Raw genomic sequence first — 22,657 nt, 5'->3', positions numbered from 1 at the left:
CCCAACGACCCTCCGGTGGCTGGCTCTCGCGCCGTGACAATCGAGTCGCCGATTGATGCCCTCGCAGCGCGTCTCTTCGCGCATGAACGCGCACGCGAACACCGGCCCCGACCGCGCTCGCAAACACGAGCCCTTCCCGGCGTACGGGCCCGTGGACGCGGCGCTCGGGTTCGTCGTCTTCTATCTGTTCGTCGAGCGCGCCACACCGACTCTCGTCGACACCGTGACGGGTGTCGTTCCCGGGCTCTCGGCGTCGGCGGTCGGCTTCGGACTCGCGGCGTTCTTGTGGTTCATCTTCGTCGTGACGACGCTCGACCAACTCCGCCGGCAACTCGCGGCGCTCGGGGTCGTCGCCGGGGACGCCGGCCGACCCGACCGCGTAGCGTCGGGATGGGCCGTCCCCAGCGTCCCGCGACTTCTCGTGTACGCCGTCGTCACCGTCGTCGGCGGCTCTATCGCCGTTCTCACGTTCGACCGCGCCGTCGATGCGGGCATCGCGTTCATCCGGCTCGCCACGGACCTCGGTGTCGGCGTATTCCCGTTCGGCGCGTTCCCGCTCGTCGAGTTCCTCGTCATAGTCGTCTTCTTCGTCGCGTTCGGCGCGGCGACGCACTCGCTCGACAGGGTCGTCATCGGGAGCGTCAGGACCGCGTTCGCGACGGTCCGCCCGTAAATCCGTCAGCGGACACGACGTTCTCTCCGGCGAGACGTATCGAACCACAAGACTGTTATCCTAGTTTTCTGATTGACAGAGACGAGAGTCCCCATGAAGCGTCGTACGTTCCTCCAACTGACCGGCCTCGGGGCCGTCGGCGGACTCGCCGGCTGTCTCGGTTCGAACTCCCCTCCCCCGCGAAAGTCGAGCGTCGTCTCCGACTTCGAGGTCTCCGACGGCTCGCTCGTCGTCGACCTCGCCGACCAGACGTGGGTGATGTCCCGCTACGAAGCCAACGAGCAGTCGTCGCTGTCAGGGTTCGACCCGCAGTCGCTGGCCGCGCTCAGCCCCGTCGGGGTTGCGAGCGCGAAAGGCAAGGGCGGCGGCGGTGGCGGCCGCGGCGCGACCGGCCGCGGCACGGGCGGCTACGCCTCCGCCCCGCGGACGGTCCACGGCCACGCGTGGTACCACGGCGGCGACTACGCCGACGACTGGTACGAGAACAACGCCGGCAAAGTGAGTCGGTTCCCCGTCGGCGTCGCCGCGCTCGGTATCGCCTACCTCGGGTCGACCGCGGCGATGCGAGACGACGCGCCCGACGCCGGCCCGGTCCCGTGGGACCGTGAGATACAGGACCCGAACGAAACCGTCGAGTACGACATGGCGAACGGGAGCCAACTCGGACGAGACGGCTGGTACCGCGTCGGCGCGCACGTCGTCGGCGACGACGTGAACCACGACTTCCGCTGGGAGTGTTACGACCTCGAAGTCACCGACGGTATCGGTGACGTGGGATACTCCATCGAGGAAGAGTGGAAAGTCTCTCCGCGCATCTGAGCGCGGCTGACGCGCGCTTTCCCTCGCCCTCTATCATTCACCCACTCGCCCTTCATCGATGTCCAACACGCGAATCGACACGGCGACGCTCCTGACGCTCACCTTCGTGGTGTCGTTCTGTAGCTTCGCCTACGAGTTCGTCTACTCCGAACTGCTGACAGTGATGTACGGCGGGACGGTCACCCAGTACGTCATCACGGTCGGGCTGTACTTCTTCAGCCTCGGCATCGGCGCGGCGCTCTCGGACGACCTCGACGGCGCGAACCTCGGTGGGAACTTCTTCCGCACCGAGGTGCTCCTGGCCGCGGCCGCACCCGCGGGCTTCCTGCTCATCGTCGGTCTCAACAGCGTCCGCATCCCGCAGGCGGTGCCCGCGGAGGTCATCTGGACCGTCGCCCGCCTCCCCGTCGTCGTCGTCGGATTCCTCTCGGGGTTCGAACTCCCGCTTTTGACCCGCATGTTCGACGAACTCGACGACGACGGGTCGGCGACGCCCTCGTGGCTCCGAACCGCAGGCGCGCGAATCCACGATTTCGTCGTCGCCGCTGTCGGTACCCTCTGGACCGTCGAGCGGACCGAGGGCCGCAGAAGCGGGCTGTCTGTCATCCTCGCGATGGACTACGTCGGCGGCCTCGCCGGTGCCGTCGTCTACGCCCGCGTCCTCTACCCGGGTCTCGGCCTCATCCCGACGATATTCGTGCTGGCGCTCCTCAACGGGGTCGCCGCGCTCGTCTTCGTCGCCCACTTCGGCGAGTGGTCGTGGTGGCCCTTCAGCGACGCCGCCCCGTCCGCAAGCCCCGCCTCGTCCGCCAGCGCCGCACACGGCGGGAACGCGACCGACAGCGCCCGAGCCGACCGGTCGCTCTCGGCCGCCCGGGTCTCGAAGACGCTCCTCGTGGTCTGTCTCCTCTTGACGGCGACCTACGCGGGCGTCGTCGCCAAGCACGACGTCGCCGACGAGCGCCTGTCGCAACTCTACCTCGAACAGCAGATAGAAAACGAGTATCCGCCGGGCGCGATGCGCGCGACGGTCACCTCACAGGAGACGACCGCCTACCAGCACGTCATCAGATACAACCGCACGTGGACCGGCACCGGCCCGAACCCGCACTTCGACGGGCGGACGGAACAGTGCCTCCGCCTCGGCGCGGCCGTCCAACTCTGCGAGAGTTGGGCCGACAGCTACCATCGGGGACTAGTCGACGTGCCGATGTCGCTGGTCGAACCCGGCCCGGAGACCAAGGTACTCGTCGTCGGCGGCGGCGACTGGATTGCCATCGACCACCTGCGGGAGTACGGCGTCACCGTCGACCACGTCGACCTCGACGGCGAGTTCATGCGCGACGCGAAGACGGACCCCTTCTTCGGCCGCTGGCACGACGACGCCCACGAGTACGACCGGCTGAACACGACGGTCGCCGACGGCTACCGGTACCTCCAAGAGACGAACGAGACGTACGACCTCGTGTTGCTCGACGTGCCCGGCGCGACCGACGACGACCTGCTCACGCTCTACTCGACCGAGTTCTACCGCTCCGTCCGGACCCACCTCTCCGAGGACGGCGTCGCGGTGACGTGGGGCTACTCGCCCGACGCATACCCCGAACACCACAAGGCGTTCGTCAACACCGTCGGGGCCGCGGGTTTCACCCAAGAACTTTCCTACTGGGTGCGCGAGGACCTCGACGACGACGGCGAGACCGAGCGCGTCGAGCAGTTCTACGTGCTCGCGCCCGGCGACCGGCCCCGGCTCACCGGCGACGGCGCGACCCGGTACGTCCGCGCCCGCGAGGAGCACTACGGCTCCGCCGAGTGGCACGCGGTCCCGCACTACCGCGGCGTCCGCGAGAACTCCATCTTCCACCCGAACTACGACATCCTCGTCGACACCTGATTTCCCATGCCCTCCCAACCACCTTCCACCACCGAACCGCCCGCCGCCTCCGCCCCGTCTCCGCCGGCCGAGACACCGACCGAACTGTACTTCGGCTACAGCGCCGACGCGCCAGACCTGACGACCGTGGACGTGAAGACGGTCTCCCCGGCGACGCTCGCGGGCGAACCGGCGGTCCTCACCGTCATCGGCGAGTCCCACTACGTCGGCCTGCCGGCGCTCGACTTCCACGAGCTGTGTTCGTGCAAGCCGCTACCACACGAGCGAACCCACGAGACGCCGCTTTCCGTCGGCTCGGAACGCGAGTTCAGCTTCGAGAGCGACCGAATCGACGCCCAAACGGTCGTCGAAGGCCGGCCGCTTGACGCCTTCCCCGGTCCGGACGACGCGACCGTCGCCTATCGGTTCGGCCCGGAGGCGTGGACCACCATCCGCGTCGGCGACGGCGGCTACGAGACGTACCACACCTACCCGGAGCACGACCTCGCGCTGTACACCGAGACGACGATGACGCCCGAACGAGAGGCTCAGCGATGACTCCCGAACGAACTACCCAACGATGACCCGAAACGCCACCACCTACGACGGCGACGTGACGCTCAACGGCTCCGAACGCCCCCCGGTCGAACTCCGCGACCCAGCGGACGTGTTCGTCGGCGGCGCGAGCGTCGCCGGCGACCTCACCGTGCAGAACGCCGAGTACGTCTTCACCCACGCGCCGGTGACCGACGACGCGGCCGTCGGCGACGCGACCGTCGAGACCGAGATTCGCGGCAGCCTCGAAGACGGCTACGTCCAGTCGGTCGACGGCGACGTGCTCCTCGGCGACGCCGAAGACGTGTTCATCGCGGCCGCCGCCGCCGACGGTGCGGTCTCGGCACCCGGTGCGGAGAACGTCTACGCGGGCGAGGCGACGCCCGGCGCCGCTCCCGACGACTACGACGTGTCCACCTTCGGCTGGAAGCAGTCGGGGAGCGCGACCGACCCCGATACCGGCGTCTACGCGGTCGGCATGGCCCACGACATCGACCTCACGAAGGTCAACTCCGACGTGGAACTCTACCTCGTCGGCCACGGCCACGAGGTGCGGGTCGAGGGCCGGGGCGCGGCGGTCTCCGTCCACTTCGTCGGCTACGACAACACCGTCAGCGTCGGGCCGTACCTCGCGTCGAGCGTCGAGACCGACACCGGGTTCGACAACGCGGTCGACGCCGACCCCTACCCCGCCGAGGACCTCGTCGAGATGTCCCGAAGCGAGGCCTACTCGAACGCCGGGTTCGGCCGCCGCAAGGTGACGTTCCAAGAGCCGGCCGACGGCGACGAGTGGTGTCCGAACTGCGGCAAGCCCGCCGAGGCCATCATCGAGCGCCACCAGATGGAGGCCTTCTTCCTCTTCGGCTGGCCGCTTTGGAGCTTCGAGCAGAGCACCAACCCCGCCCGCGAGTGCGAACACTGCTCGCCCAACGCGATTCACGCCGAACTCTCGGCGTCCGAGCGCCGCGAGATATTCGACTGACGCCGACGGCGGTCCGAAGATATATATCAAAACACCAGACAATGTTGCACATACGACTGTCCGCGCGTTCGACCGTCGCCCCGAAGACCGAACGCGCCCGCCGGGTCTGCACCCTCAGCTGCACCCGCCACACCCGCTGTCCCCGGCACACCCGTCCACCCCTCCCCAGCCATGTCGAGAAATGAGTCCACGCCGGCGTTGATGTCCTCCTCGTCGTGCCGGTACACGTTCGACCCGTCGGTCCAGACCGACGCCCACCTCCAGACGACGTGGGAGTGCCCGCACGAAGCCCACCCCGAAAGCGAGTTCTGCGTGTTCCACATGAGCCGCGACGAGCGCGCCTCGCTCGACGTGACCGGCGACGACATCGTCGGCGAACTCCGGACGAACCTCCAGTCGCCCGACACCCGCGTCAACGAGTACGTCGGCGCGGACCTCCCGCACCTTTCGCTCACCTACCAGGACATCAACGGCGCGACGAACCACGTCCTCAACTTCCAGCACGCCGACATCGAGGGGTTGGACCTCACTCACGGCCGCCTCGACCAGGGGTTGATTCTCCGCGAGGCGACGGTCGGCCGCCTCAAACTCGACGAGGCGGTGGTCACCGGCGACGTGGACGCTCGGGAGGTCACCGTGACCGGCGCGGTGACGACCAACGAGGCGACGTTCGAACAGGACGTCCGCTTTTCGGAGGCGGCCTTCCGCGGCGAGGTCCGCTGCGACGAGACGGTGTTCCAGGGCGACACCAGTTTCGCAGACGCGACGTTCCACGGCACGGCGCGCTTCCGCAACGTCGAGACCAGCGGGAGCAGCCACGTCCTCGACGACAACATCACCTTCGCGAACGCGACGTTCCGCGACGACGCGAGTTTCAGACAGGCCATTTTCAATTACGTGACGTTCGAGGGCGCGCGGTTCACCGCGGGGTCGGATTTCGAGCACGTCGAGTTCGAGGGCGACGCGCGGTTCGACGGCGTCCGCTTCGACGAGATGGCCGACTTCGACGAGGCGCGGTTCGACGACGACGCGAGCTTCGCCGACGCCCGGTTCATGCAGTTGGCCGAGTTCCGCGGCGTCGAGTTCAACGGCGGGAGCCGGACGACCCACGACGACGTGACGTTCGAGGGCGCGACGTTCGAGGGCGAAGCGGACTACAAGCTCGCGCGATTCCGTTATTCGGACTTCAAGGACGCCGTGTTCAAGGGCGCGGTCAACTTCGACCGCGCGACGTTCACCGCCCGCACCGACTGCTATCGCCTCCGCGTCGACGGCGCGTTCGACCTCTCTTTGGCGTCGTTCGGCGGGCAGGCGAACTTCGACGAGAGCGAGTTCCGCGACGCCGTCGTCGCCGAGGAGGCGACGTTCGGGTGCGACGCCTCGTTCGAGGGGGTCGAGTTCGAAGCGAACGCTCGGTTCGGCGAGGCCCGGTTCGAAGAGGACGTGAGCTTCAAGACCGCGGCGTTCCACGGCCTCGCCTCCTTCCGCGGGGCGTTCTTCGAGGGCGAACTGCAGCACCTCGAAGCCAACGCCTCGTTCAACGAGGCGACCTTCGAAGCCGGCGCGGAGTTCGAGGCGGCGAACTTCACGAGCGCGTCGTTCTGGGAGACGACGTTCCACGACCGGGCGGACTTCCGGCAGTCTGACTTCGAGACGGCGCGCTTCCGCGTGCTCGTCGGCGACCGCGACACCTACCTCGACTTCACCGACGCGACGCTCTCCGGCGGCACGATTTCGCAGGGCTCCGGCGAGCCGACGCCGTACGACCTCACCCGCGCGACCATCGGCGACCTGACGCTGGAGGGCGACGGCAACGAACACCAACTCTTGGACCACTTCCGCTTCTGTCTCACCGAGTTCGACCGCTTCGACTTCAGCGACCACCACGGCTACCTCGAACGCAACGACTGGACCATCCACGACTTCGTCGGCAACGGCGCGACCGGCCAGTTCGCCGTGGAACTGACGCCCGATATCATCGAAGAAACGTACCGGAAGGCGCAGGACAGCGCCAACGCCGTCGGCGACACCCCGGCGAGCCGCGAGTTCGAGTTCAAGCGCTACTACTACAACCGCCAGAAGAACTTCGACATCATCCTCAACGAGTACTCGCTGAACACGTGGGCCCGCGGCAAGAAGGTCGCCAGCGTGGGACTGAACACGCTCATGCAGGTCACCTGCGGCTACGGTAACCGCCTCCCGCGAATCGCGGCGTTCACGTTCCTCCTTCCGGCGCTGTTCGGACTGTGTTACGCCCTCGGCGGGCCGTTTCTGACGCAGGCTGGGAGCGTCTTCGACCCCGCCGCCGTCGACAAGACGACGATGGAGGTGCTCTTCGACAACGTCTACTACAGCTACATCAGCTTCAGCACGGTCGGCTACGGCGACATCAACCCGCTCGGCCCGGCGGCGCGCGTGCTCGCGGCGAGTCAGGGGATGTTGAACGGGCTGTTCTTCACCCTGCTCACGTTCACGCTGTTCAAGCGCGTGCTCGGCGGGAGCTAATCGAGCCGAGTCGCCCGCGTCCCCTCCTCACTCGTCCGACCGCTCGTACACGTCCGGTCGCGCGTGCTGGAGCGTCTGCATGTCGCGGCGGATGTCATTCAGATGCGACAGGTCGATAGTCGCCGTGACGACCTCCTCGCGGTCCTGCGCCTTCGAAACCACGTTCCCCCACGGGTCGACGACGAGCGTGCGGCCGTAGGTCTCGACCCACGACGGCTTGTCCCCGATTTGGCCGGGCGCGATGACGTACGCCTGGTTCTCGATGGCTCGGGCGCGAAGGAGCGGCTCCCAGTGGTCTTTTCCGGTGTGCATCGTGAACGCCGCGGGGACGAGAAGGACGTTCGCGCCGGACTGCGCCATCGTTCGGTAAAGCTCCGGAAACCGGAGGTCGTAGCAGATAGAGAGGCCGAACGTCGCGAGGTCGGTGTCGACCGTCACCGCCCGGTCGCCGGGGGCGACGTGGTCGGACTCGCGGTGTTCGACGCTCCCGCCGATTTCGATGTCGAACAGGTGGACCTTCCGGTAGGTGTCGAGCACCTCGCCGCTCGGGCCGATGAGCGCCGACGTGTTGTAGACCCGGTCGCTGTTCGGAATCCGTTCGAAGAAACTCCCCGTGTGGACGAAGACGCCGTGTTCGCGGGCCTTCTCCGAGAACCGTCGTACGGTGGGTCCGTCAAGCGGCTCTGCGACCTCGGCGAACCGCTCTTCCGGGCCGATAAAGGTCGTCATCTCCGGGAACGCCACGAAGTCCGCACCGTCGGACGCGGCCTCGTCGAGGAGGCCGAGCGCCCGCTCAACGTTCGCCGCCTTGTCGTCTCGCGAGTCTAGCTGGCACGCGGCCGCCACGAATCGGGACATCTCGTCGGGAGGCTACGTGGACCGACGATATGGTAGTCACGGTTACTCGCTCGGGTCGAACTCGAGGTAGACCAGTCGCTCGTCGCCGACCGTCCATCCGCGGTGTCCCGGCGGGATGGTCGCGGCGCAGCCGGCGGCAATCTCCGTCTGCGTCCCGTCGTCCAGTTCGAGGCCAAGCGTCCCCGAAACGACGTAGATGTCATGGGCGTTCTGGCAGTAGGCGGCTTCCGCTCCATCGTGGTCGGCTTCCGCTCCCCATTCCGGCTCCAGCGTCGCTCGCGTGACCGCCACGTCGCTTAGGTCGACCGACTCCGTGCGGCCGGCTTCGAGCGCTGTCGGGTTTGTGTCGGAAAGCTCTGTGACGACCAGCTCGTCAACTTCTGTACTGTCTGCCATGGAAGACGTTCTCCGGGGATAGTCGTCTCTTTTGTCGCTACTGAAACTCGCGACAGAAATATAAAAATGTTTATCACTATGTGTTAATATACAAATTCCGACAGTATTTGACGAGTGCTCTGTCGGCTCGACGGTCTTCCGTCTGGAATGGTGTCCGGTGCGACCTAGAAGCCGACTCCGAATCGGCAACCCCCGCCAAGCTATATGAACTTTCAGCCGACTTACATAGTTGAATATGGTTTCGACTCCTCGCGTTCGAGCCCTCCCCTCGTCGTGGCAATTCGCGTTCGTCGGGGCGGTCGTCTCGCTCCCCGTCAGTACGGTCCTGAACCGACTGCCGAACTCGGAGGCGACCGTCGGTGCCGGTATCATGATATTCGGGGCGTTCGTCGCGGGCGCTATCGCCGCAGTCCGCTCGGCGGACCCGGACGCCGCCGGACTCCGCGCCGGTTTTCTCGGCGGCGCGCTCGAACTGCTCGTGTTCATGGTGACGTCGGGAACGACGACGGCGTGGCCGCTGTCCAGAGTCGCGTTCTTCGCACTCGCCAGCGCATTTGTTCTGTGTCTCGCCCCCGTCTTCGGTCTGGGTTGCGGTCGAGTCGGTGGGTGGGTGGTACGCTCCGTCGCTTCACGGTGGAACTCTACTGCGAGTACGTCGTAGCTTCCTTGTGATTCCTTGTGCAGAATTACCAAATAATAAAGATACACAGATAACTGATGTGTTGGCTATAATACTCGCTTTTGGGTTCGAACATCGCCTCCGTTCTCACAGCGAAGTGATTTCGAACTCGTTCAGCAACAATAGTCACGTTTGTTCCTCTGTGGGGAACAGAATCGTTGCGACGCGCGCTCCTGTTCTCACTCCTCGACGGGTTCGAGCGGGTCGGTTTTCCCCCACCGCGCCGACGCGCCCTCGGTCGGTGTCGCCCACCCGACGGCGTTGTCGATGACTCGCTTGATCTCGTCCTGGTGGAAGATGGGATACTCCTCGTGGCCCGGTCGGAAGGCGAAGATTCGCCCGCGGCCGCGACGATAGCAGACGCCCGAGCGGAACACGTCGCCGCCTTCGAACCACGAGATAAAGACGGTTCTGTCTGGTTCCGGGATGTCGTACGGCTCGCCGTAGGTCTCCGTCGCCGGGATGACGAACTGCTCGTCGAGGCCGTCGGCGATGGGGTGGCCGGGGTCCGCGACCCAGACGCGCTCGCGCTCGCCGCCGTGGCGGTACTTGATGTTGCAGGTCGTGCCCATCAGCCGCGTGAACGGTTTCGAGTTCTTCCCCGAGTGCAGCGGGATGAAGCCCATCCCCTCGTGGACGCGGTCGACGACGCGCTCCGCGACGGCGTCCGTCACCTCGTCGTTGGCGCAGTGGGACCACCAGACTAGCACGTCCGTCGCGTCCAGTGTCTCCTCGTCTAAGCCGTGTTCGGGCTCCTGTAACGTCGCCGTCCGAACCTCGCGGTCCGGCCCCTCCAGATGTTCCGCGATGGTGCCGTGGATTCCCTTCGGATACCGCTCTGCGACCTCTGGTTCTTCCCGTTCGTGGACGTTCTCGTTCCAGACTGTGACTCGTGTCGGCATGCGCCATAGTGTTCGCCCCCGTTGATAAATTCTCCTCCCGAGCGAGATATTGGGTATCAATCGCTGCTCTAAACTGTTCCCCTAAAGGGAACTTATTGTCAATTGTCGACACATGGGCTGTAGCTGCAGAATCTGGAATATTGTGGTTTTGAACGCCACGTGACGAGGGAATATCCTCGTTTTCCCGGCCAACAAGCATTACGATTATATGGTTGTAATCTATCTGCGGAACCGCCTCCTCGATGTTCCCGAGACGGCTTTGAGAATAGTTCTCGATTAATAATTCCCAATAGGGGAACGCCACTCGACTCGATTCCAACTCTCGTGAGTCACCTCCACGTCGAATCGCCCGCCTCGGACCTCACCAATCCTTCTCTTGAATATCTGCCGGTACACCCCGAATATCGTCGTTCCCTCGAAGGGAACGAGAATTGCTATATTGATTTTTCGTGCGCTTCTCCCGAACCCCGCGCGTCGCCGCCGCGGGACCTTACGACGCCGTTTCCGACCACGGGCGTTCGTAACTCGGGTCGTCGACGAAGCGGTCGAGACCGGCGCGAATCGACATCCGGCTTCCGGCAGGGAGCCGCACCCGGAGCGCGCCCGTCCCTTCGTCGCCGTCACTTGCGCTGTCGGAGTCTTCCTCGCCGACGCCGCGCTCCACGCCGTCGGTCTCGACCGTAGTAAAGCGGTGTTCACCGTACGCGCCCGCTTGGACGACGACCTCTTCCTGTCTCGCCCCGGTGTTGACGAGCGTCAGTTCGATTCCGTCTTTCGTCACCGACTCCACGAGCGCGGCGACGCCTGCCGGTAGTCCTGGCCGTTCCCGGCGCGCGTCGAAGTGTCTGACCTGCGCCATCACGAGGCCGCCGTAGTAGACGGGTTGTGGCGCTCCCATGGTGAGTTGGAGCAGTGCCTTGTGGAACGCCGGGTTTCGGTCTCTGAGGTAGTCTTCGTCCACGGTCGTCGGCTCGTTCCCCTCGGCGTCGAACAGGCGCAGTCGCTCGTCGACGTGCTCGCGCGTCGCTTCGAGGATTCGGTCCGGGTAGTCCTGGAACTCCCCGTCGAGGTAGGCCAGCCACGCGTACTCGTGACCGTCGTCGTGTTTCGTCTTCGCCCGCGGGTCGACGCGTCGCCAGTCCTGTTCTCCCCAGTCGCGGAGCCGACGCAGTCGATTTCGGTCCTCGTCACGCATCGACATGTACCAGAGGTGAACCGCGTAGGGGTCGTCCGTAAGCGGCTGGAACTCGTACCAGCCGTCCCGCCACAGCACCTCCCCGTCGTCCTCCGTGAGGACGCCCGAGGCGTCGTAGTGGTAGTCGCCCTCGCCGCCGTACTTGTGCGGGATGTGGAGGGTGCTGTGTACGTCGTCTTCGGCGACCTCGATGCCGTTTTCGATGAGCACGTCGAGTTGCGACCGCGGGAACTCGAGGTACTCCCGGTCGCCTTCGAGCAGGACCGCGTTCTCGGCGGCGACCGTCGGCCCGATGCCGATGTAGTGCCACCCGCCCCACGACCAGCCGTAGTAGCCGCCGTACCACGACCCGTCTGTGTACTCGCCGATTTCGCCGGAGCGCCCGACGTTGTCGGGGATGATGCCGCCGTTTTCGGCCGTCCGCTCCCGCCACGCGTCGAGGTAATCGGTCACCCACTCGCGGTAGTCGTCGTCGCCCGTGTGGAGATAGGCGTTCGTCATCAGGCTCGTGATGTTGAGGTTCAGTGGGATGTCGCCCTTCGCGCAGCGCTCGTTCAGCACCTCGAACAGGCGCTCTTCGTTCGCCGGGTCGAGGAGGTCCGCGGCCTCGTCGAACTCTAAATCCCGCCACGGGAGGCCGTGTCTGGCCCAGCGGTAGTCCGCGCCGTAGGGGTGGTGTTCGTAGGCGGAGAAGTCGCAGAACTCCGGGCCCATGCTCCCGTTCATCGGCCCGCGAACCACTCGGTTTTCGGCGTCGTAGTTCCCCGTGTCCGAGTCGGCGGTGTAGAGGTCAGCGAACTTCGTCGCTCGGTCGACGACCGCGTCGTCGTCGGGCGCGGCGAGGCCCATGTTGTACGTGTAGAGGTTGCCCTCCCCGAGGTGGAACCAGTCGCGACACTGTTCGAACTCGTCGACGACCATCGGATGGCCGAACGGCGTCTCCGTCGCCGCGCCGCGTTCCAACGCGGACTCGTACACGCGACGGGCGTGGTTGAGCAGGCGTTCGTCGCCGCCCATCGCGTACACGAGCGGCCAGTTGTAGAACCCCTCGACCACGTCGTCGAAGCCGTCGACGCCCACGTGGTCGTCTGGCGGCCAGAACGGCTCCCCGTCGGGGCCGGTGTAGTCGTCGACGAACCGGTCGACTGCGTCGGCCGTCAGGTCGAACAGTGCTCGCTGTTTGTGCGCCCACGTCGGCGGTCGAGTCGCCTCGGCGGTCGCTTCGAACTCGCGCATGCCACCATACCCCGCGTCTCGGGTGATGAATATTTGGGTCGCGCGAGTCGCGGCGCTCCGGTCGGTTCGGGCGACGACGATCCGTCCGGCCGCGTTGTCGGCGAACCACTCGATTCAGTTGTCACTCGCCGTGCCGACACCGCGCGGCTCGACCTCGTCGCTACCGCGGTTATGCCAGTCGCTCTCGCGGCCCTCGGTCGGTCGGTCGCTGGTTGTCGTCGGTCGTTGGTTGTCGTCGCTCGGCGTCTTCTGTGGGTCGCGTTCAGTCGATGAGGCGCTCGATGTCGTCGTCGAGCTGGTCGTACAGCTCCTCCGCCTGGCGCTCGTCTTCGGCCGACAGCGGGCGAATCGGCTCGCGGACGTTCCCGCCGCGCAGGCCGGCCAGTTCGAGGCCTTTCTTCACCGCCGGGACGCTGATAGCGCCATCGAGGGTGTTGTTCTGTCCAGTCTGGTCGCGGAAGTTCTGGTAGGGCAGACAGATGTTCCGAAGCTCACGGGCGCGCTCCCAGTTCTCTTCGGTGAGCGCCTCGAACAGCGCGAGGCCGACTTCCGGCCGGAAGTTGCTCACTCCCGCCGAGAATCCCTCGATGCCCTCGTTCCAGAACGAGACGGCGAAGGGTTCGGCGAGGCCGTCCACCCAGACCACGTCGTCGCCGGTGGCGCTGGCGGCCGCGCCGAGTTTCACGGCGTCTTCGATGGCGTACTTGATGCCGACCACGCCGTCGAGCCCCGCGAGGTCACGGAGATAGTTGATTGACGGGTCGAATCCCTTGACGTACGGCACCAGCGGGGCCGACGAGGCGTCTGCGAGCTTTTCGTAGTAGCGAAGCAGGCCGCGCTCGTGGACGTACGTGTGGTCCGGCGGCATTATCATCATCCCGTCGACGCCGATGCGGTCGTAGGCGTCGATGAGTTCCCGCGCACCCGTCGTGCTCCCGCCGACGCCGGCGAGGACGCACACGTCGGAGGGGAGCGCATCGACGGCCGTCTCCGTCACGTCGACGCGTTCCTGCTGGGACAGCGAGTGATACTCGCTGATGTTCGCCGACGCGAGGAACGTGCGGATTCCCTCGTCGTAGAGGGTCCTCGCGTTCGCTGCCAGTTCGTCGTGTTCGATGTCGAGGTCGTCGTCGAACGGGGTGAGGAGCCCGGCGGCGACGCCGCGCAGGTGCTCGCGCACACCGCTCTCTGCGAGTGGCATACCCGAACCACCGTGCACTCGCGCATAAAATCTTCGGACAGGGGGGTCGCACGCGACGACGAGCGCCCGAGGACCGTCAAAACAGTTATCTGCCCCATCTCTGTAGTCGAACCCATGCCGCGTCAGACAGACTCGTCTCCAATCGCCGTCGGAGTCGTCGGCCTCGGAAGCCTCGGTCGTCGGCTCTGTCAACAGTTCGTCGAACTCCCCCGGTCGGAACTCGTCGCCATCTCCGACGTGGACCCAGACGGCCTCGCCGAGGTCGGTGACTCCTTCGACGTTCCCGAGGCGCACCGCTACCCGTCGTTCGAGGCGTTCCTCGATTCGGCCCCGATGGACGCCGTCGCCGTCGCGACGCCTAACGGCCTGCACTACGAGCAGACCTCGGCCGTGTTGGACCGCGGCCTGCACGTCCTCTGCGAGAAGCCGCTCGCGACCGACGCCGAGGAGGCCTACGAACTCACGACCCGCGCCGAGGCGAGCGACCAAACCGTGATGGTCGGCTACCAGCGACACTTCAATCCGGCCTACAAGCGCGCCCACGACCAGTGGGCCGAGGGCGACCGCGTCCCGCGATTTATTACCGGTGAGGTGACCCACGACTGGCAGTCCTACTACGAGAAGGAAGACGACTGGCGGATGAACCCCGAACTGAGCGGCGGCGGTCACCTCCTGAACGTCGGCACGCACGTCATCGACGCCATCCTCTGGACGACCGGACTCACCCCGACCCACGTCAACGCCTACGTCGACTTCCACGACGACGAGCAGGTGTTCGACCGCCAGTCCTCCATCATCATCGAGTTCGCGGAGGGCGCGGTGGCGAACGTCTCCGACACGGGCGTCGTCGCGCGGACCCGCGAGCACGTCCACATCTGGGACGACGAGGGGGCGATATACCTCGAAGGCCACGAGTGGGACGACCGGACCGGCTACGTCATCGACGACGAGGGGACCGAACACCATCCCTACGACGGCTACGAGCGGTGGCTGAGCAAGGGCACCGCGTTCCTCGACGCGATAGAGACCGGCGAGACGCCGCCCGCGACCGCCCGCGACGGCCTCAAGGCGGTGCTCATCACGATGGCGGCCTACGAGTCGGGTCGGCGGAACGAACGCGTCGCACTCGACGAACTCTACCCGTTCGCGTCCGACGTCTTCCAGTAGCGCGCCTTCGTTCTCTCTCGACTGTTTCCACTCCGCGTTCTCCCGCGCGAGGCGGAGTTTTATCGTGGTGGCCGATTTTGTAGAGGTATGCGAATCGCGACTATCAGCGGATACGCTCTCTCGTCACCTATCGAACCGCCGCAGGACCGACCCTTCCACGGCGGCGTCCGTCGCCTCCTCAAACGCGACGTGGTGCTCGTCGTCGTCGAATCGGCCGACGGAACCCGCGGCATCGCCACCGCCGGCGCGAGCAGTTCCGCGATGCGGGAGTACTTCGAGGGCGAATCGCAGGGCACCTTCGCGGACGTGGTAAACGGGGCCGTCGCCGACGCGCTCGAAGGCGAGACCGTCGAGGAGGTCGAAGACGCGCACGCGATGCTCCGCGACACCGACCTCCCCGACCGACTCCGCCATCAGGCCATCTCGGCGCTCGACGTGGCCCTGTACGACATCCGCGGGAAGGAGGTCGGTGCGCCCATCTACGAACTGCTCGCCGACGAGTACGGCACCGACCCGACGACGGAGATGCCCCTGTACGCCAGCGCCGGGATGTACATGGAACCCGAGGGGTACGCCGAACAGGCGGCGACCATCCGCGACCTCGGCTTCTTCGGCTACAAGTACCGACCGGGCATCGGCCCCGACGGGGACCGCCGCACTGTCGAACTGCTCGCCGACGTCGCGGGCGACATGGAAGTGATGCTCGACGTGCACACCTGGTGGAAGATTCGCGACGGCTACGACCGCGAGACGGTCGAAGACCTCGTCACCTTCGCCGCCGAGCGGGACTGCTACTGGGTCGAAGAGCCCGTCTCGCCCGACGACCACGCGGGCTACGTCGAACTCGCGGAGACGGGCGCGCCGCTGGCCGGCGGCGAGAGCGAACCGACGCCCGAGGGCCTCGTCGCGCTCGGCGAGACGGGCGCGGTCGACTTCCTGCAGGGCGACGTTCGGCACCACTGCGGCTACACCGGCTGTCGCCCCGCGGTCGAGTCCTGCGTCGGCCGCGACGTGGAGTTCGTCCCGCACAACTTCGGGACGTGGGTCGGCCTGCTCGCCAACGCGCACCTCGTCGCGGCCGCGCCCGAGGTGTCGCTCCTCGAATACCCGGTCTTCGAGGACGACCCGCTCCTCGACGCCGAGACCGACCCCGGAATGTACCCCTTCGACCTCGCGTTCGACATCATCGAGGGCCAACCCGCCGTCGAGGACGGCGTCCTCTCGCTGTCCGACGAGCCGGGACTGGGAATCGAAGTGAACTTCGACGCGCTCGACGACTACCCGTTCCGCGACGGGCCGTGGACCGAGTTCCACTACGACGAGGACTGAGTCGACGGTTCGAAGCGACTCGCCGCCTTCGTCCCGTCTGTCTCGCCGCGTTCGCCGTCTGCACAAGCTATAATGCGTCTCTCCGTGGTACATTTTTCATGCACGTAACCGACATCGAAGTCATCCCGATATCGCACCGCCTCCCCGAGGGCGAGGGCCTCGGCGACGCGCGCGGGTTCGGCCACGACAGGGCGACGACGCTCATCCGCGTCGACACCGACACCGGCGACGTCGGCTGGGGCGAGGCGTTCGCCCCGGGGAGCGTTATCGCGCCCGTCGTCGACGAGTTCTTCCGCGACGACGTGGTCGGCATGGACCCCTTCGACGTGCGGCGCCTCGCGGAGGCGTCGTACACAGACCCATACCACTTCGGCGGGAGCGTCTTCGTCCAGAGCGCCCTCAGCGGCATCGACGTGGCCCTGTGGGACCTCGTCGGCAAGGCGACCGGCAAGCCCGTCCACCGACTCCTCGGTGGGACGCCGCGGGAGACGCTCACCGCCTACGCCTCGACGATGTACTTCACCGAGGCGGACCGCGACATCGCCGAGCCGATTCGGGACGCCGTCGACGAAGGATTCTCCGCGGCCAAGATAAAAATCGGCAACGGCACCGACTCCGACGTGGAGCGGGTTCGAACCGCCCGCCAACTCCTCGGCGACGACGCGCGGCTGATGGTCGACATCAACGGGAACTACCGGCCGCGACAGGCGATTCGCACCGCGAAGGCCATCGAGGAGTTCGACATCACGTGGATGGAAGAACCCGTCCCGCCGGAGAACCTCTCGGGCTACCGCGAGGTCAAACGCGGCGTCGACGTGCCCCTCGCGGCCGGTGAGGCGCACTACGGCCGCTTCGAGTTCAAGCGCCTCGTGGACGACCGGACGGTCGACGTGGTCCAGCCGAACCTCGGGCGGTGCGGCGGGCTCTCGGAGGCGAGTCGCATCGCCGACCTCGCCAGCACGGAGAACGTGGCGGTCCGGCCGCACATCTGGAACAGCGCGGTCGGCCTCGCCGCGGCGGTCCAGTTCGCGGCGTCGGTCTCGGACTACCCGCACACGCGGCACGTCCCGGACCCGATGATGGTCGAGTTCGACCGGAGCGAGAATCCGCTCCGCGACGAGATTCTGCGGACCCCGTTCGACCCGACCGGCGGCGAGGTGGACGTGCCGCAGGCCCCCGGCTTGGGCGTCGAAATCGACGAGGACGCGGTCGAACGGTACCGCGCCGACCGCTGAGCGCGGGTCGCTCGTTCGTCTCCCCGCCGCTGCACCGCCGAACCGACCTCGCGCTGTTCCGACTCGCGGGATAGTTTTATGCGTTAAAGCACCGTGGCACCGGTATGCAGTCATCGCTAGTGGTAGTCGACAGCACGGACTCCAACGAGCGCCTCCTCGTCGAGGCGGGGCAAATCGCGGCCGGCACGGACACGCCGCTCGTGCTCCTCACGCGAATCACCGAGGACGAAATCGTCGAGAACGCCGAGACGTTGCAGGCGATGAGCGACGCCGCCAACACGCCGCTGGAGTCGAACTCGGCGCGGGAAGTCGCCACCCGATTCGCGTCGCAGGCCGCCGACGAGGCGTTCGAGTCGGTGAACGGAACCGTCGAGTACGACGCCGTCACCGTCGTCGCCGACGAGGGCGAGTTCGCGGACGAGGTGATTCGCGTCGCCGACGAGCGCGGCTGTGACCACGTCTACGTCGCCGGTCGACAGCGCTCGCCGACAGGGAAGGCGCTGTTCGGCGACACCGCACAGCGCGTCGTCCTCAACTTCGACGGCCCGGTCACCATCCTGACCGAGTGACGGAGCGGCCGGACCCACCGAAACGACAGCTATTTGCGACCGCGACTCGTCACGTGTTATCACATGTATCAGCTGTCGGAGCAAGCGGAGCCTGTACCGTCGGGTTCGTCCCGAACCATCGACATCGGCTACATCGGCGGCGGGAGTCAGGGGTGGGCCCACACGCTCATCAACGACCTCGCGCAGTGTCCGGACCTCGCGGGGAGCGTCACGCTGTACGACGTGAACTACGAGATGGCGTCGAAGAACGCCCTCCTCGGAAACCGCGTGATGGACCGCGAGGAGGCGGTCGGCGACTGGTCGTTCGAGGCGACCCGGAGCATGGACAAGGCGCTCGACGGTGCCGACTTCGTCATCTGCTCGATTCAGGACCCGCCGGGTGAGACGTTCGTCCACGACATCGACGTGCCCCAGGAGTACGGTATCTATCAGACGGTCGCCGACACCGTCGGCCCCGGCGGGGCGATTCGGGCGCTGCGAGCGATTCCGCAGTACCGCGAAATCGCCGCGACGGTCCGCGAGCGCTGCCCGGACGCGTGGGTCATCAACTACACCAACCCGATGACGGTCTGCACGCGGACGCTCTACGAGGAATTCCCCGACATCAAGGCCATCGGGCTCTGCCACGAGGTGTTCAAGACCCAGAAGCTGTTCGCCGAGATGGCGGAGCGCTACATCGACGAGGCCGAGGACGTCGCCCGCGACGAGGTTCGGGTCAACGTCAAGGGAGTCAACCACTTCACGTGGGTCGACGAGGCGCGGTGGCGCGACCGCGACGTGTTCCAGTACCTCGACGAGGAACTCGAACGTCGGGAACCGCTTTTCGACCGCGAGTCGGGCGACCTCGACGCCGAGTCCTACTGGGTGAACAACGAGGAAGTCGCGCTCGACCTCTACGACCGCTTCGGCGTCCTCGGCGCGGCGGGCGACCGTCACCTCGTGGAGTTCGTCCCGTGGTATCTGAGCATCGACGAGCCGGCGGAAATCCAGCGCTACGGTATCCGGCTCACGCCGAGTTCGGCCCGCGTCTCCGACGACGAGGGCCCCGACGAGATGGAACGCTACCTCGAAGGCGACGCGGAGTTCGAGTTCCACGAGTCGGGCGAGGAAGCGGTCGACATCATGCGGGCGCTCTCCGGCGAGGGGACGTTCGTCACGCACCTCAACTACCCCAACGAGGGGCAGGTCGACGGCATCCCCGAGGGCGCGGTCGTGGAGACGAACGCGCTCCTCTCCGGAGACGACGTGACACCCCTCTGTGCGGGCGGCTTACCCGACGAGGTCGAGAGCATGGTCGAGCGCCACGTCACGAATCAGGAGACGCTCGTGCGCGCGGGCTTCGAAGGCGACCTCGACCTCGCGTTTCAGGCGTTCCTCAACGAACCGCTCGTCACCGTCTCGCGCGACGAGGCCCAAGAGCTGTTCGCCAAACTCGTCGAACTGGAGCGCGAGTACTTCGCCGACTACGACCTCGACGCGTCGGTCCTGCGGGCGTAAGCCGGCGTTTCGAACCCTCGCGAACACGTCACTCCCCACCTCCGGGGTCAGCTATTTATCCCGCGGCCCAGTCGGTACACGCGATGTCGAGCGCCAATAGCCGCGGTTTGAGCTTCGGCTGTCAAGTTGTCAGCTACGGAAACGTCGAGAAAACCATCGAGCGAGCGGTCCGAGCCGAGACGGCCGGGTTCGACACCGTCACCGTTCCGGACCACCTGTTTCACCCGACCGGCTCCGAGGAGTATCTGGTGGACCCGCCGTGGGAGGCGTTCTCCGTCCTCGGGGCGATAGCCCAGCGCACCGAGGAGGTGACCCTCATGCCCGGCGTCGCGGACTCGGTGCGCCGCCACCCGACCGAACTCGCGCACGTCACGGCCACGCTCGACCGGATGACGGACGGCCGCGCCGGTCTCGGTATCGGGGCCGGCGAGGCGTTCAACTTCGCGCCGATTTCGGACATCGACTGGGACGACCCGTACACCCGGTTCAGGGAGTGTGTCGCCGTCATCGACGGCCTGTGGAACTCGACGACCGACGAGCCGTTCTCGTTCGCGGGCGACTACTTCGACCTCGACGAGGCACACATGGGGCTGAAGCCCGCACAGGAGCCGCGCCCGCCGCTCTGGATAGGCGGTTACGGCGAGAGCATGCGCGGTCTGACGGGCGCGGTCGCCGACGGCTGGTTCCCGTGGATTTACTCGCCCGACGAGTACGCGGCCGACCTTCGGAAAGTCCTCGACGTGGCCGCGGACCGAGGCCGCGACCCCGACGCCATCGACCGCGCGGTGATGGTTCCGACCACGGTCTCCGAGGACGGCGACGAGGCTCGCGCGGCCGGCATCGAGCGCAACCGCGTGAACCTCGCGCTCCGACCGCCGCTCCTCGCCGACATGGGCTACGAGGACATCGCGGAGTCGACGCCCATCATGTGGCAGATGGCGTTCGACGAGGAACAGGAGCGTCAGTTGTCGGCGGCGGCCGAGCGCATCCCGGACGGGGCCGTCGACGATATCTGCGTCGCCGGCGACCCCGAGCGCGCCATCGAGCGAATCGAGGCGTTCCGCGACGCGGGCGTCGACAACCTCGTTCTCATCCCCGTCGGCGACTACGAGGAGACGATGCGGCACTACGAAAACGAGATTATTCCGTACTTCAGCGAGCGGTAGCGCGGCGGGACGAGTCGGAGCGTCGGTCGCCGACACCGGCTGATGCGGTTAGTCGGTCACTCCTGTGCGCCGTCGCTGACGCCGGGTTCCTGCTGGTTGTCGTCGTCGTCTCCTCTGCTCGCATCGATTCGCGGTTCTACCCCGAACCGGTAGTACGCCGTCCAGACGGCCGCTACGACGGCGACGATGGCGAACAGCGTCGGCGACCACACCATGCCGAACTGCTGGGCCAGCCACATTCCCGAGAGCATGACGCCGAGGACGAACACGAACACGGTCAGGTCGGCGGCTCGAAGATTCATGTACCGACGTTCGGAACCGACCGGGATAAACGTTCACACGGCGACGCGCGAGCGCTCCGCTCAGTCGCGGACCAGCCAGCCGACGGCGTTGCGGAGCAGTCGCCGGTAGTCGTCGTTCTCGAAGGCCTCGGCGGTGTGTCCGAGCGACGCGTAACAGACTCGCCCCGCGCCGTACTCGCGGACCCACGCGACCGGGTAGTCGGTGAGGTCGGGGTGGGCCATGCGCGCGAGCACGGTCACGTCGTCGTCCACGTCGACCTGATACGGCTCGTCGAACACCTCGAAGTCGTCGACGCCGTCGGTCACGGCGTGGTCGGAGACGATTTCGACGCCGAACGTCGATTGCTCGGGGTGGGTGAGGAAGTGGCCGCCGAGGAGGTCGCGGAGGTCGGGAAACGGCTCGTCGCGCTTGTCGAGGCCGCCGTCCCCGTCGTGGACGTTGATGAGGTCGGCGGCGCAGTGGAGACCCAGATAGGCTCCGCCGTCGCGGACGAAACTGAGGAGACCGTCTAACTGCTCGGGTGTCAGGGTGGCGTCCGTCAGGTAGTCCACGACGAGGTCGTAGCCCGCGAGGTCGGCGAGGGCGTCTTTGTCGGTCGTCGCGGTCACCTCGGCGGCGTCGCCGATGGCGGACTCGATGTGCGGTCGCATCTCCTCGAAGTCGTGGAACGAGAAGGTCGTCTCTCCGATGACTAACGCGGACGGCTGCTGCATGGGCTGTCGTTTAGTTCCCGCGCGAAAAGTCGTTTCGGTGCCACCACGGCTTGCTCGGCGACTTCGTCCGGGGCACCCGTCCGAGGCGACCGCTCACTCGAACTCGATGCGCCCGAAGTACGTCGGCGAGTGGTACGTCGGCTCCGGCAGTTCGATTCGGTTCCACGTCCCCTTCTGCGCGTCGGGCAGACCGCTCCGGTAGAAGTTCCCGCGCCAGACCGTCTCCGAGTCGAGTTCGAGCGGGAGGCCGGTCAACGACTGGAGCGTCGACCGCGGGAGCCGCGCCGCGAGCCACCACGCGTCGTCGTCCGGGGACGCGGTTTTCGTGGGGCCGGGGACGGACGTTTCCACCTCGACGGCCGCCGCGTCGGTCGGCGAGACGAGGTCGCGGCCGATGTCGCGCTCGCGCCAGTCCGGCTCCTGCCACGCGAGTTTGAACGTACCGCAGCAGTTCGCCTCGAAGTTGAAGTACCGCCCCGGCGAGCCGTCGTCGGGCGGGGCCGGCGTGGCGAACAGTTCGACCGAACTGTCCTCGAACGTCGGACCGTTCAGCTCCGTCACGTCGGCGGTTATCTCGTCGTCTTCGACGTGGAACTGCAGGTAGAGCGCCTCCGCGTCGAACAGCGCCCTGACCGTCGCCTCCGGGCCGGGTTCGTCGCCCCACGCGTACTCGTCCAGTCGGGCGACGTTCGCCCGCTCCCACACCGTCCCGTCGACCGCGCCGGTCAGCGGGACCGCCCTGTCCGCGTCGATGCGGCTGACCTCGTAGGTTCGCATATGTCTCACTCACTCGACCCGCCCGCA

Annotated in this window: 21 protein-coding genes; 13 read left to right on the top strand and 8 right to left on the bottom strand. The window is 66.6% G+C overall.

Annotated features, from left to right (window positions below):
* Nucleotides 1–82: 82 nt before the first annotated feature.
* The 6 genes from C5B91_RS17765 (at nt 83) to C5B91_RS17735 (ending at nt 7,407) form a co-directional block, all read left to right on the top strand.
* Nucleotides 83–673 carry a hypothetical protein gene (locus C5B91_RS17765; RefSeq protein ID WP_233514286.1) on the top strand — a complete coding sequence of 197 codons (591 nt, stop codon included), beginning with the start codon at nt 83–85 and terminating at the stop codon, nt 671–673.
* A 93-nt stretch (nt 674–766) separates the two neighbouring features.
* A complete protein-coding gene (locus tag C5B91_RS17760) occupies nt 767–1,492 on the top strand; it encodes a hypothetical protein (protein WP_115820091.1) in 726 nt (241 codons plus the stop codon).
* Between the two features lie 58 nt (nt 1,493–1,550).
* Complete coding sequence (locus C5B91_RS17755) at nt 1,551–3,386, top strand: spermidine synthase (RefSeq protein ID WP_115820092.1); 1,836 nt, start codon at nt 1,551–1,553, stop codon at nt 3,384–3,386.
* Between the two features lie 6 nt (nt 3,387–3,392).
* On the top strand, nt 3,393–3,923 hold the full coding sequence (locus tag C5B91_RS17750) for a hypothetical protein (RefSeq protein WP_115820093.1): 531 nt from the start codon (nt 3,393–3,395) through the stop codon (nt 3,921–3,923).
* A gap of 22 nt (nt 3,924–3,945) precedes the next feature.
* Complete coding sequence (locus C5B91_RS17745) at nt 3,946–4,902, top strand: hypothetical protein (RefSeq protein WP_049968760.1); 957 nt, start codon at nt 3,946–3,948, stop codon at nt 4,900–4,902.
* 201 nt (nt 4,903–5,103) lie between these two features.
* On the top strand, nt 5,104–7,407 hold the full coding sequence (locus C5B91_RS17735; protein WP_115820095.1) for a pentapeptide repeat-containing protein: 2,304 nt from the start codon (nt 5,104–5,106) through the stop codon (nt 7,405–7,407).
* Nucleotides 7,408–7,434: 27 nt separating this feature from the next.
* On the opposite strand, the gene C5B91_RS17730 is transcribed toward C5B91_RS17735, so the two are convergent.
* Together C5B91_RS17730 and C5B91_RS17725 are read right to left on the bottom strand one after the other, a co-directional pair.
* A complete protein-coding gene (locus C5B91_RS17730; RefSeq protein WP_115820096.1) occupies nt 7,435–8,265 on the bottom strand; it encodes a carbon-nitrogen hydrolase family protein in 831 nt (276 codons plus the stop codon).
* Nucleotides 8,266–8,307: 42 nt separating this feature from the next.
* Nucleotides 8,308–8,661 (bottom strand): hypothetical protein, encoded by a 354-nt coding sequence (locus C5B91_RS17725; protein ID WP_008097140.1) that lies wholly within the window; start codon nt 8,659–8,661, stop codon nt 8,308–8,310.
* A 235-nt stretch (nt 8,662–8,896) separates the two neighbouring features.
* Between C5B91_RS17725 and C5B91_RS17720 the strand changes: the two genes are divergently transcribed.
* Nucleotides 8,897–9,322, top strand: a complete 426-nt coding sequence (locus C5B91_RS17720) for a DUF5518 domain-containing protein (protein ID WP_115820097.1) — start codon at nt 8,897–8,899, stop codon at nt 9,320–9,322.
* A gap of 197 nt (nt 9,323–9,519) precedes the next feature.
* Here the strand turns inward: C5B91_RS17720 and C5B91_RS17715 are convergent, their stop codons facing one another.
* From C5B91_RS17715 to C5B91_RS17705, 3 genes are all read right to left on the bottom strand, one after another.
* A complete protein-coding gene (locus C5B91_RS17715; protein ID WP_049968762.1) occupies nt 9,520–10,242 on the bottom strand; it encodes a ThuA domain-containing protein in 723 nt (240 codons plus the stop codon).
* A 490-nt stretch (nt 10,243–10,732) separates the two neighbouring features.
* The gene (locus C5B91_RS17710) at nt 10,733–12,673 is read right to left on the bottom strand and encodes a hypothetical protein (RefSeq protein ID WP_115820098.1); all 1,941 of its coding nucleotides are present in this window, start codon (nt 12,671–12,673) and stop codon (nt 10,733–10,735) included.
* Between the two features lie 262 nt (nt 12,674–12,935).
* Complete coding sequence (locus C5B91_RS17705) at nt 12,936–13,874, bottom strand: dihydrodipicolinate synthase family protein (protein ID WP_115820099.1); 939 nt, start codon at nt 13,872–13,874, stop codon at nt 12,936–12,938.
* A 114-nt stretch (nt 13,875–13,988) separates the two neighbouring features.
* On the opposite strand from C5B91_RS17705, the gene C5B91_RS17700 reads away from it, so the two are divergent.
* From C5B91_RS17700 to C5B91_RS17675, 6 genes are all read left to right on the top strand, one after another.
* Complete coding sequence (locus tag C5B91_RS17700) at nt 13,989–15,041, top strand: Gfo/Idh/MocA family protein (protein WP_115820100.1); 1,053 nt, start codon at nt 13,989–13,991, stop codon at nt 15,039–15,041.
* Nucleotides 15,042–15,128: 87 nt separating this feature from the next.
* Nucleotides 15,129–16,370, top strand: a complete 1,242-nt coding sequence (locus tag C5B91_RS17695) for a mandelate racemase/muconate lactonizing enzyme family protein (protein WP_008097148.1) — start codon at nt 15,129–15,131, stop codon at nt 16,368–16,370.
* Nucleotides 16,371–16,468: 98 nt separating this feature from the next.
* On the top strand, nt 16,469–17,605 hold the full coding sequence (locus tag C5B91_RS17690; protein WP_008097149.1) for a mandelate racemase/muconate lactonizing enzyme family protein: 1,137 nt from the start codon (nt 16,469–16,471) through the stop codon (nt 17,603–17,605).
* A 119-nt stretch (nt 17,606–17,724) separates the two neighbouring features.
* Nucleotides 17,725–18,174: a universal stress protein gene (locus tag C5B91_RS17685; protein ID WP_049968833.1), complete on the top strand. Its 450-nt coding sequence runs from the start codon at nt 17,725–17,727 to the stop codon at nt 18,172–18,174.
* A gap of 63 nt (nt 18,175–18,237) precedes the next feature.
* Nucleotides 18,238–19,671 (top strand): glycoside hydrolase family 4, encoded by a 1,434-nt coding sequence (locus C5B91_RS17680; protein WP_115820101.1) that lies wholly within the window; start codon nt 18,238–18,240, stop codon nt 19,669–19,671.
* An 83-nt stretch (nt 19,672–19,754) separates the two neighbouring features.
* Nucleotides 19,755–20,837, top strand: a complete 1,083-nt coding sequence (locus C5B91_RS17675) for an LLM class flavin-dependent oxidoreductase (RefSeq protein ID WP_049968767.1) — start codon at nt 19,755–19,757, stop codon at nt 20,835–20,837.
* Nucleotides 20,838–20,893: 56 nt separating this feature from the next.
* On the opposite strand, the gene C5B91_RS17670 is transcribed toward C5B91_RS17675, so the two are convergent.
* The 3 genes from C5B91_RS17670 to C5B91_RS17660 all read right to left on the bottom strand — a co-directional run bounded on the left by C5B91_RS17670 (nt 20,894) and on the right by C5B91_RS17660 (nt 22,630).
* On the bottom strand, nt 20,894–21,139 hold the full coding sequence (locus tag C5B91_RS17670; RefSeq protein ID WP_004041200.1) for a hypothetical protein: 246 nt from the start codon (nt 21,137–21,139) through the stop codon (nt 20,894–20,896).
* A 60-nt stretch (nt 21,140–21,199) separates the two neighbouring features.
* On the bottom strand, nt 21,200–21,853 hold the full coding sequence (locus C5B91_RS17665) for a ThuA domain-containing protein (protein WP_049968768.1): 654 nt from the start codon (nt 21,851–21,853) through the stop codon (nt 21,200–21,202).
* A gap of 93 nt (nt 21,854–21,946) precedes the next feature.
* A complete protein-coding gene (locus C5B91_RS17660) occupies nt 21,947–22,630 on the bottom strand; it encodes a carbohydrate-binding family 9-like protein (protein ID WP_115820102.1) in 684 nt (227 codons plus the stop codon).
* Nucleotides 22,631–22,657: the final 27 nt, after the last annotated feature.

The sequence above is a fragment of the Haloferax sp. Atlit-10N genome, assembly GCF_003586325.1.
GTDB lineage: Archaea > Halobacteriota > Halobacteria > Halobacteriales > Haloferacaceae > Haloferax > Haloferax prahovense.
The sequence above is the reverse complement of the archived record's forward strand: the minus strand, read 5'-3'. Positions and strand labels throughout refer to the sequence as shown.

Bases quoted from the DNA above. Each gene is read 5' to 3' on its own strand.
- C5B91_RS17765 (WP_233514286.1), top strand. From the start codon at position 83: ATGAACGCGCACGCGAACACCGGCCCCGACCGCGCTCGCAAACACGAG.
- C5B91_RS17760 (WP_115820091.1), top strand. From the start codon at position 767: ATGAAGCGTCGTACGTTCCTCCAACTGACCGGCCTCGGGGCCGTCGGC.
- C5B91_RS17755 (WP_115820092.1), top strand. From the start codon at position 1,551: ATGTCCAACACGCGAATCGACACGGCGACGCTCCTGACGCTCACCTTC.
- C5B91_RS17750 (WP_115820093.1), top strand. From the start codon at position 3,393: ATGCCCTCCCAACCACCTTCCACCACCGAACCGCCCGCCGCCTCCGCC.
- C5B91_RS17745 (WP_049968760.1), top strand. From the start codon at position 3,946: ATGACCCGAAACGCCACCACCTACGACGGCGACGTGACGCTCAACGGC.
- C5B91_RS17735 (WP_115820095.1), top strand. From the start codon at position 5,104: ATGTCCTCCTCGTCGTGCCGGTACACGTTCGACCCGTCGGTCCAGACC.
- C5B91_RS17730 (WP_115820096.1), bottom strand. From the start codon at position 8,265: ATGTCCCGATTCGTGGCGGCCGCGTGCCAGCTAGACTCGCGAGACGAC.
- C5B91_RS17725 (WP_008097140.1), bottom strand. From the start codon at position 8,661: ATGGCAGACAGTACAGAAGTTGACGAGCTGGTCGTCACAGAGCTTTCC.
- C5B91_RS17720 (WP_115820097.1), top strand. From the start codon at position 8,897: ATGGTTTCGACTCCTCGCGTTCGAGCCCTCCCCTCGTCGTGGCAATTC.
- C5B91_RS17715 (WP_049968762.1), bottom strand. From the start codon at position 10,242: ATGCCGACACGAGTCACAGTCTGGAACGAGAACGTCCACGAACGGGAA.
- C5B91_RS17710 (WP_115820098.1), bottom strand. From the start codon at position 12,673: ATGCGCGAGTTCGAAGCGACCGCCGAGGCGACTCGACCGCCGACGTGG.
- C5B91_RS17705 (WP_115820099.1), bottom strand. From the start codon at position 13,874: ATGCCACTCGCAGAGAGCGGTGTGCGCGAGCACCTGCGCGGCGTCGCC.
- C5B91_RS17700 (WP_115820100.1), top strand. From the start codon at position 13,989: ATGCCGCGTCAGACAGACTCGTCTCCAATCGCCGTCGGAGTCGTCGGC.
- C5B91_RS17695 (WP_008097148.1), top strand. From the start codon at position 15,129: ATGCGAATCGCGACTATCAGCGGATACGCTCTCTCGTCACCTATCGAA.
- C5B91_RS17690 (WP_008097149.1), top strand. From the start codon at position 16,469: ATGCACGTAACCGACATCGAAGTCATCCCGATATCGCACCGCCTCCCC.
- C5B91_RS17680 (WP_115820101.1), top strand. From the start codon at position 18,238: ATGTATCAGCTGTCGGAGCAAGCGGAGCCTGTACCGTCGGGTTCGTCC.
- C5B91_RS17675 (WP_049968767.1), top strand. From the start codon at position 19,755: ATGTCGAGCGCCAATAGCCGCGGTTTGAGCTTCGGCTGTCAAGTTGTC.
- C5B91_RS17670 (WP_004041200.1), bottom strand. From the start codon at position 21,139: ATGAATCTTCGAGCCGCCGACCTGACCGTGTTCGTGTTCGTCCTCGGC.
- C5B91_RS17665 (WP_049968768.1), bottom strand. From the start codon at position 21,853: ATGCAGCAGCCGTCCGCGTTAGTCATCGGAGAGACGACCTTCTCGTTC.
- C5B91_RS17660 (WP_115820102.1), bottom strand. From the start codon at position 22,630: ATGCGAACCTACGAGGTCAGCCGCATCGACGCGGACAGGGCGGTCCCG.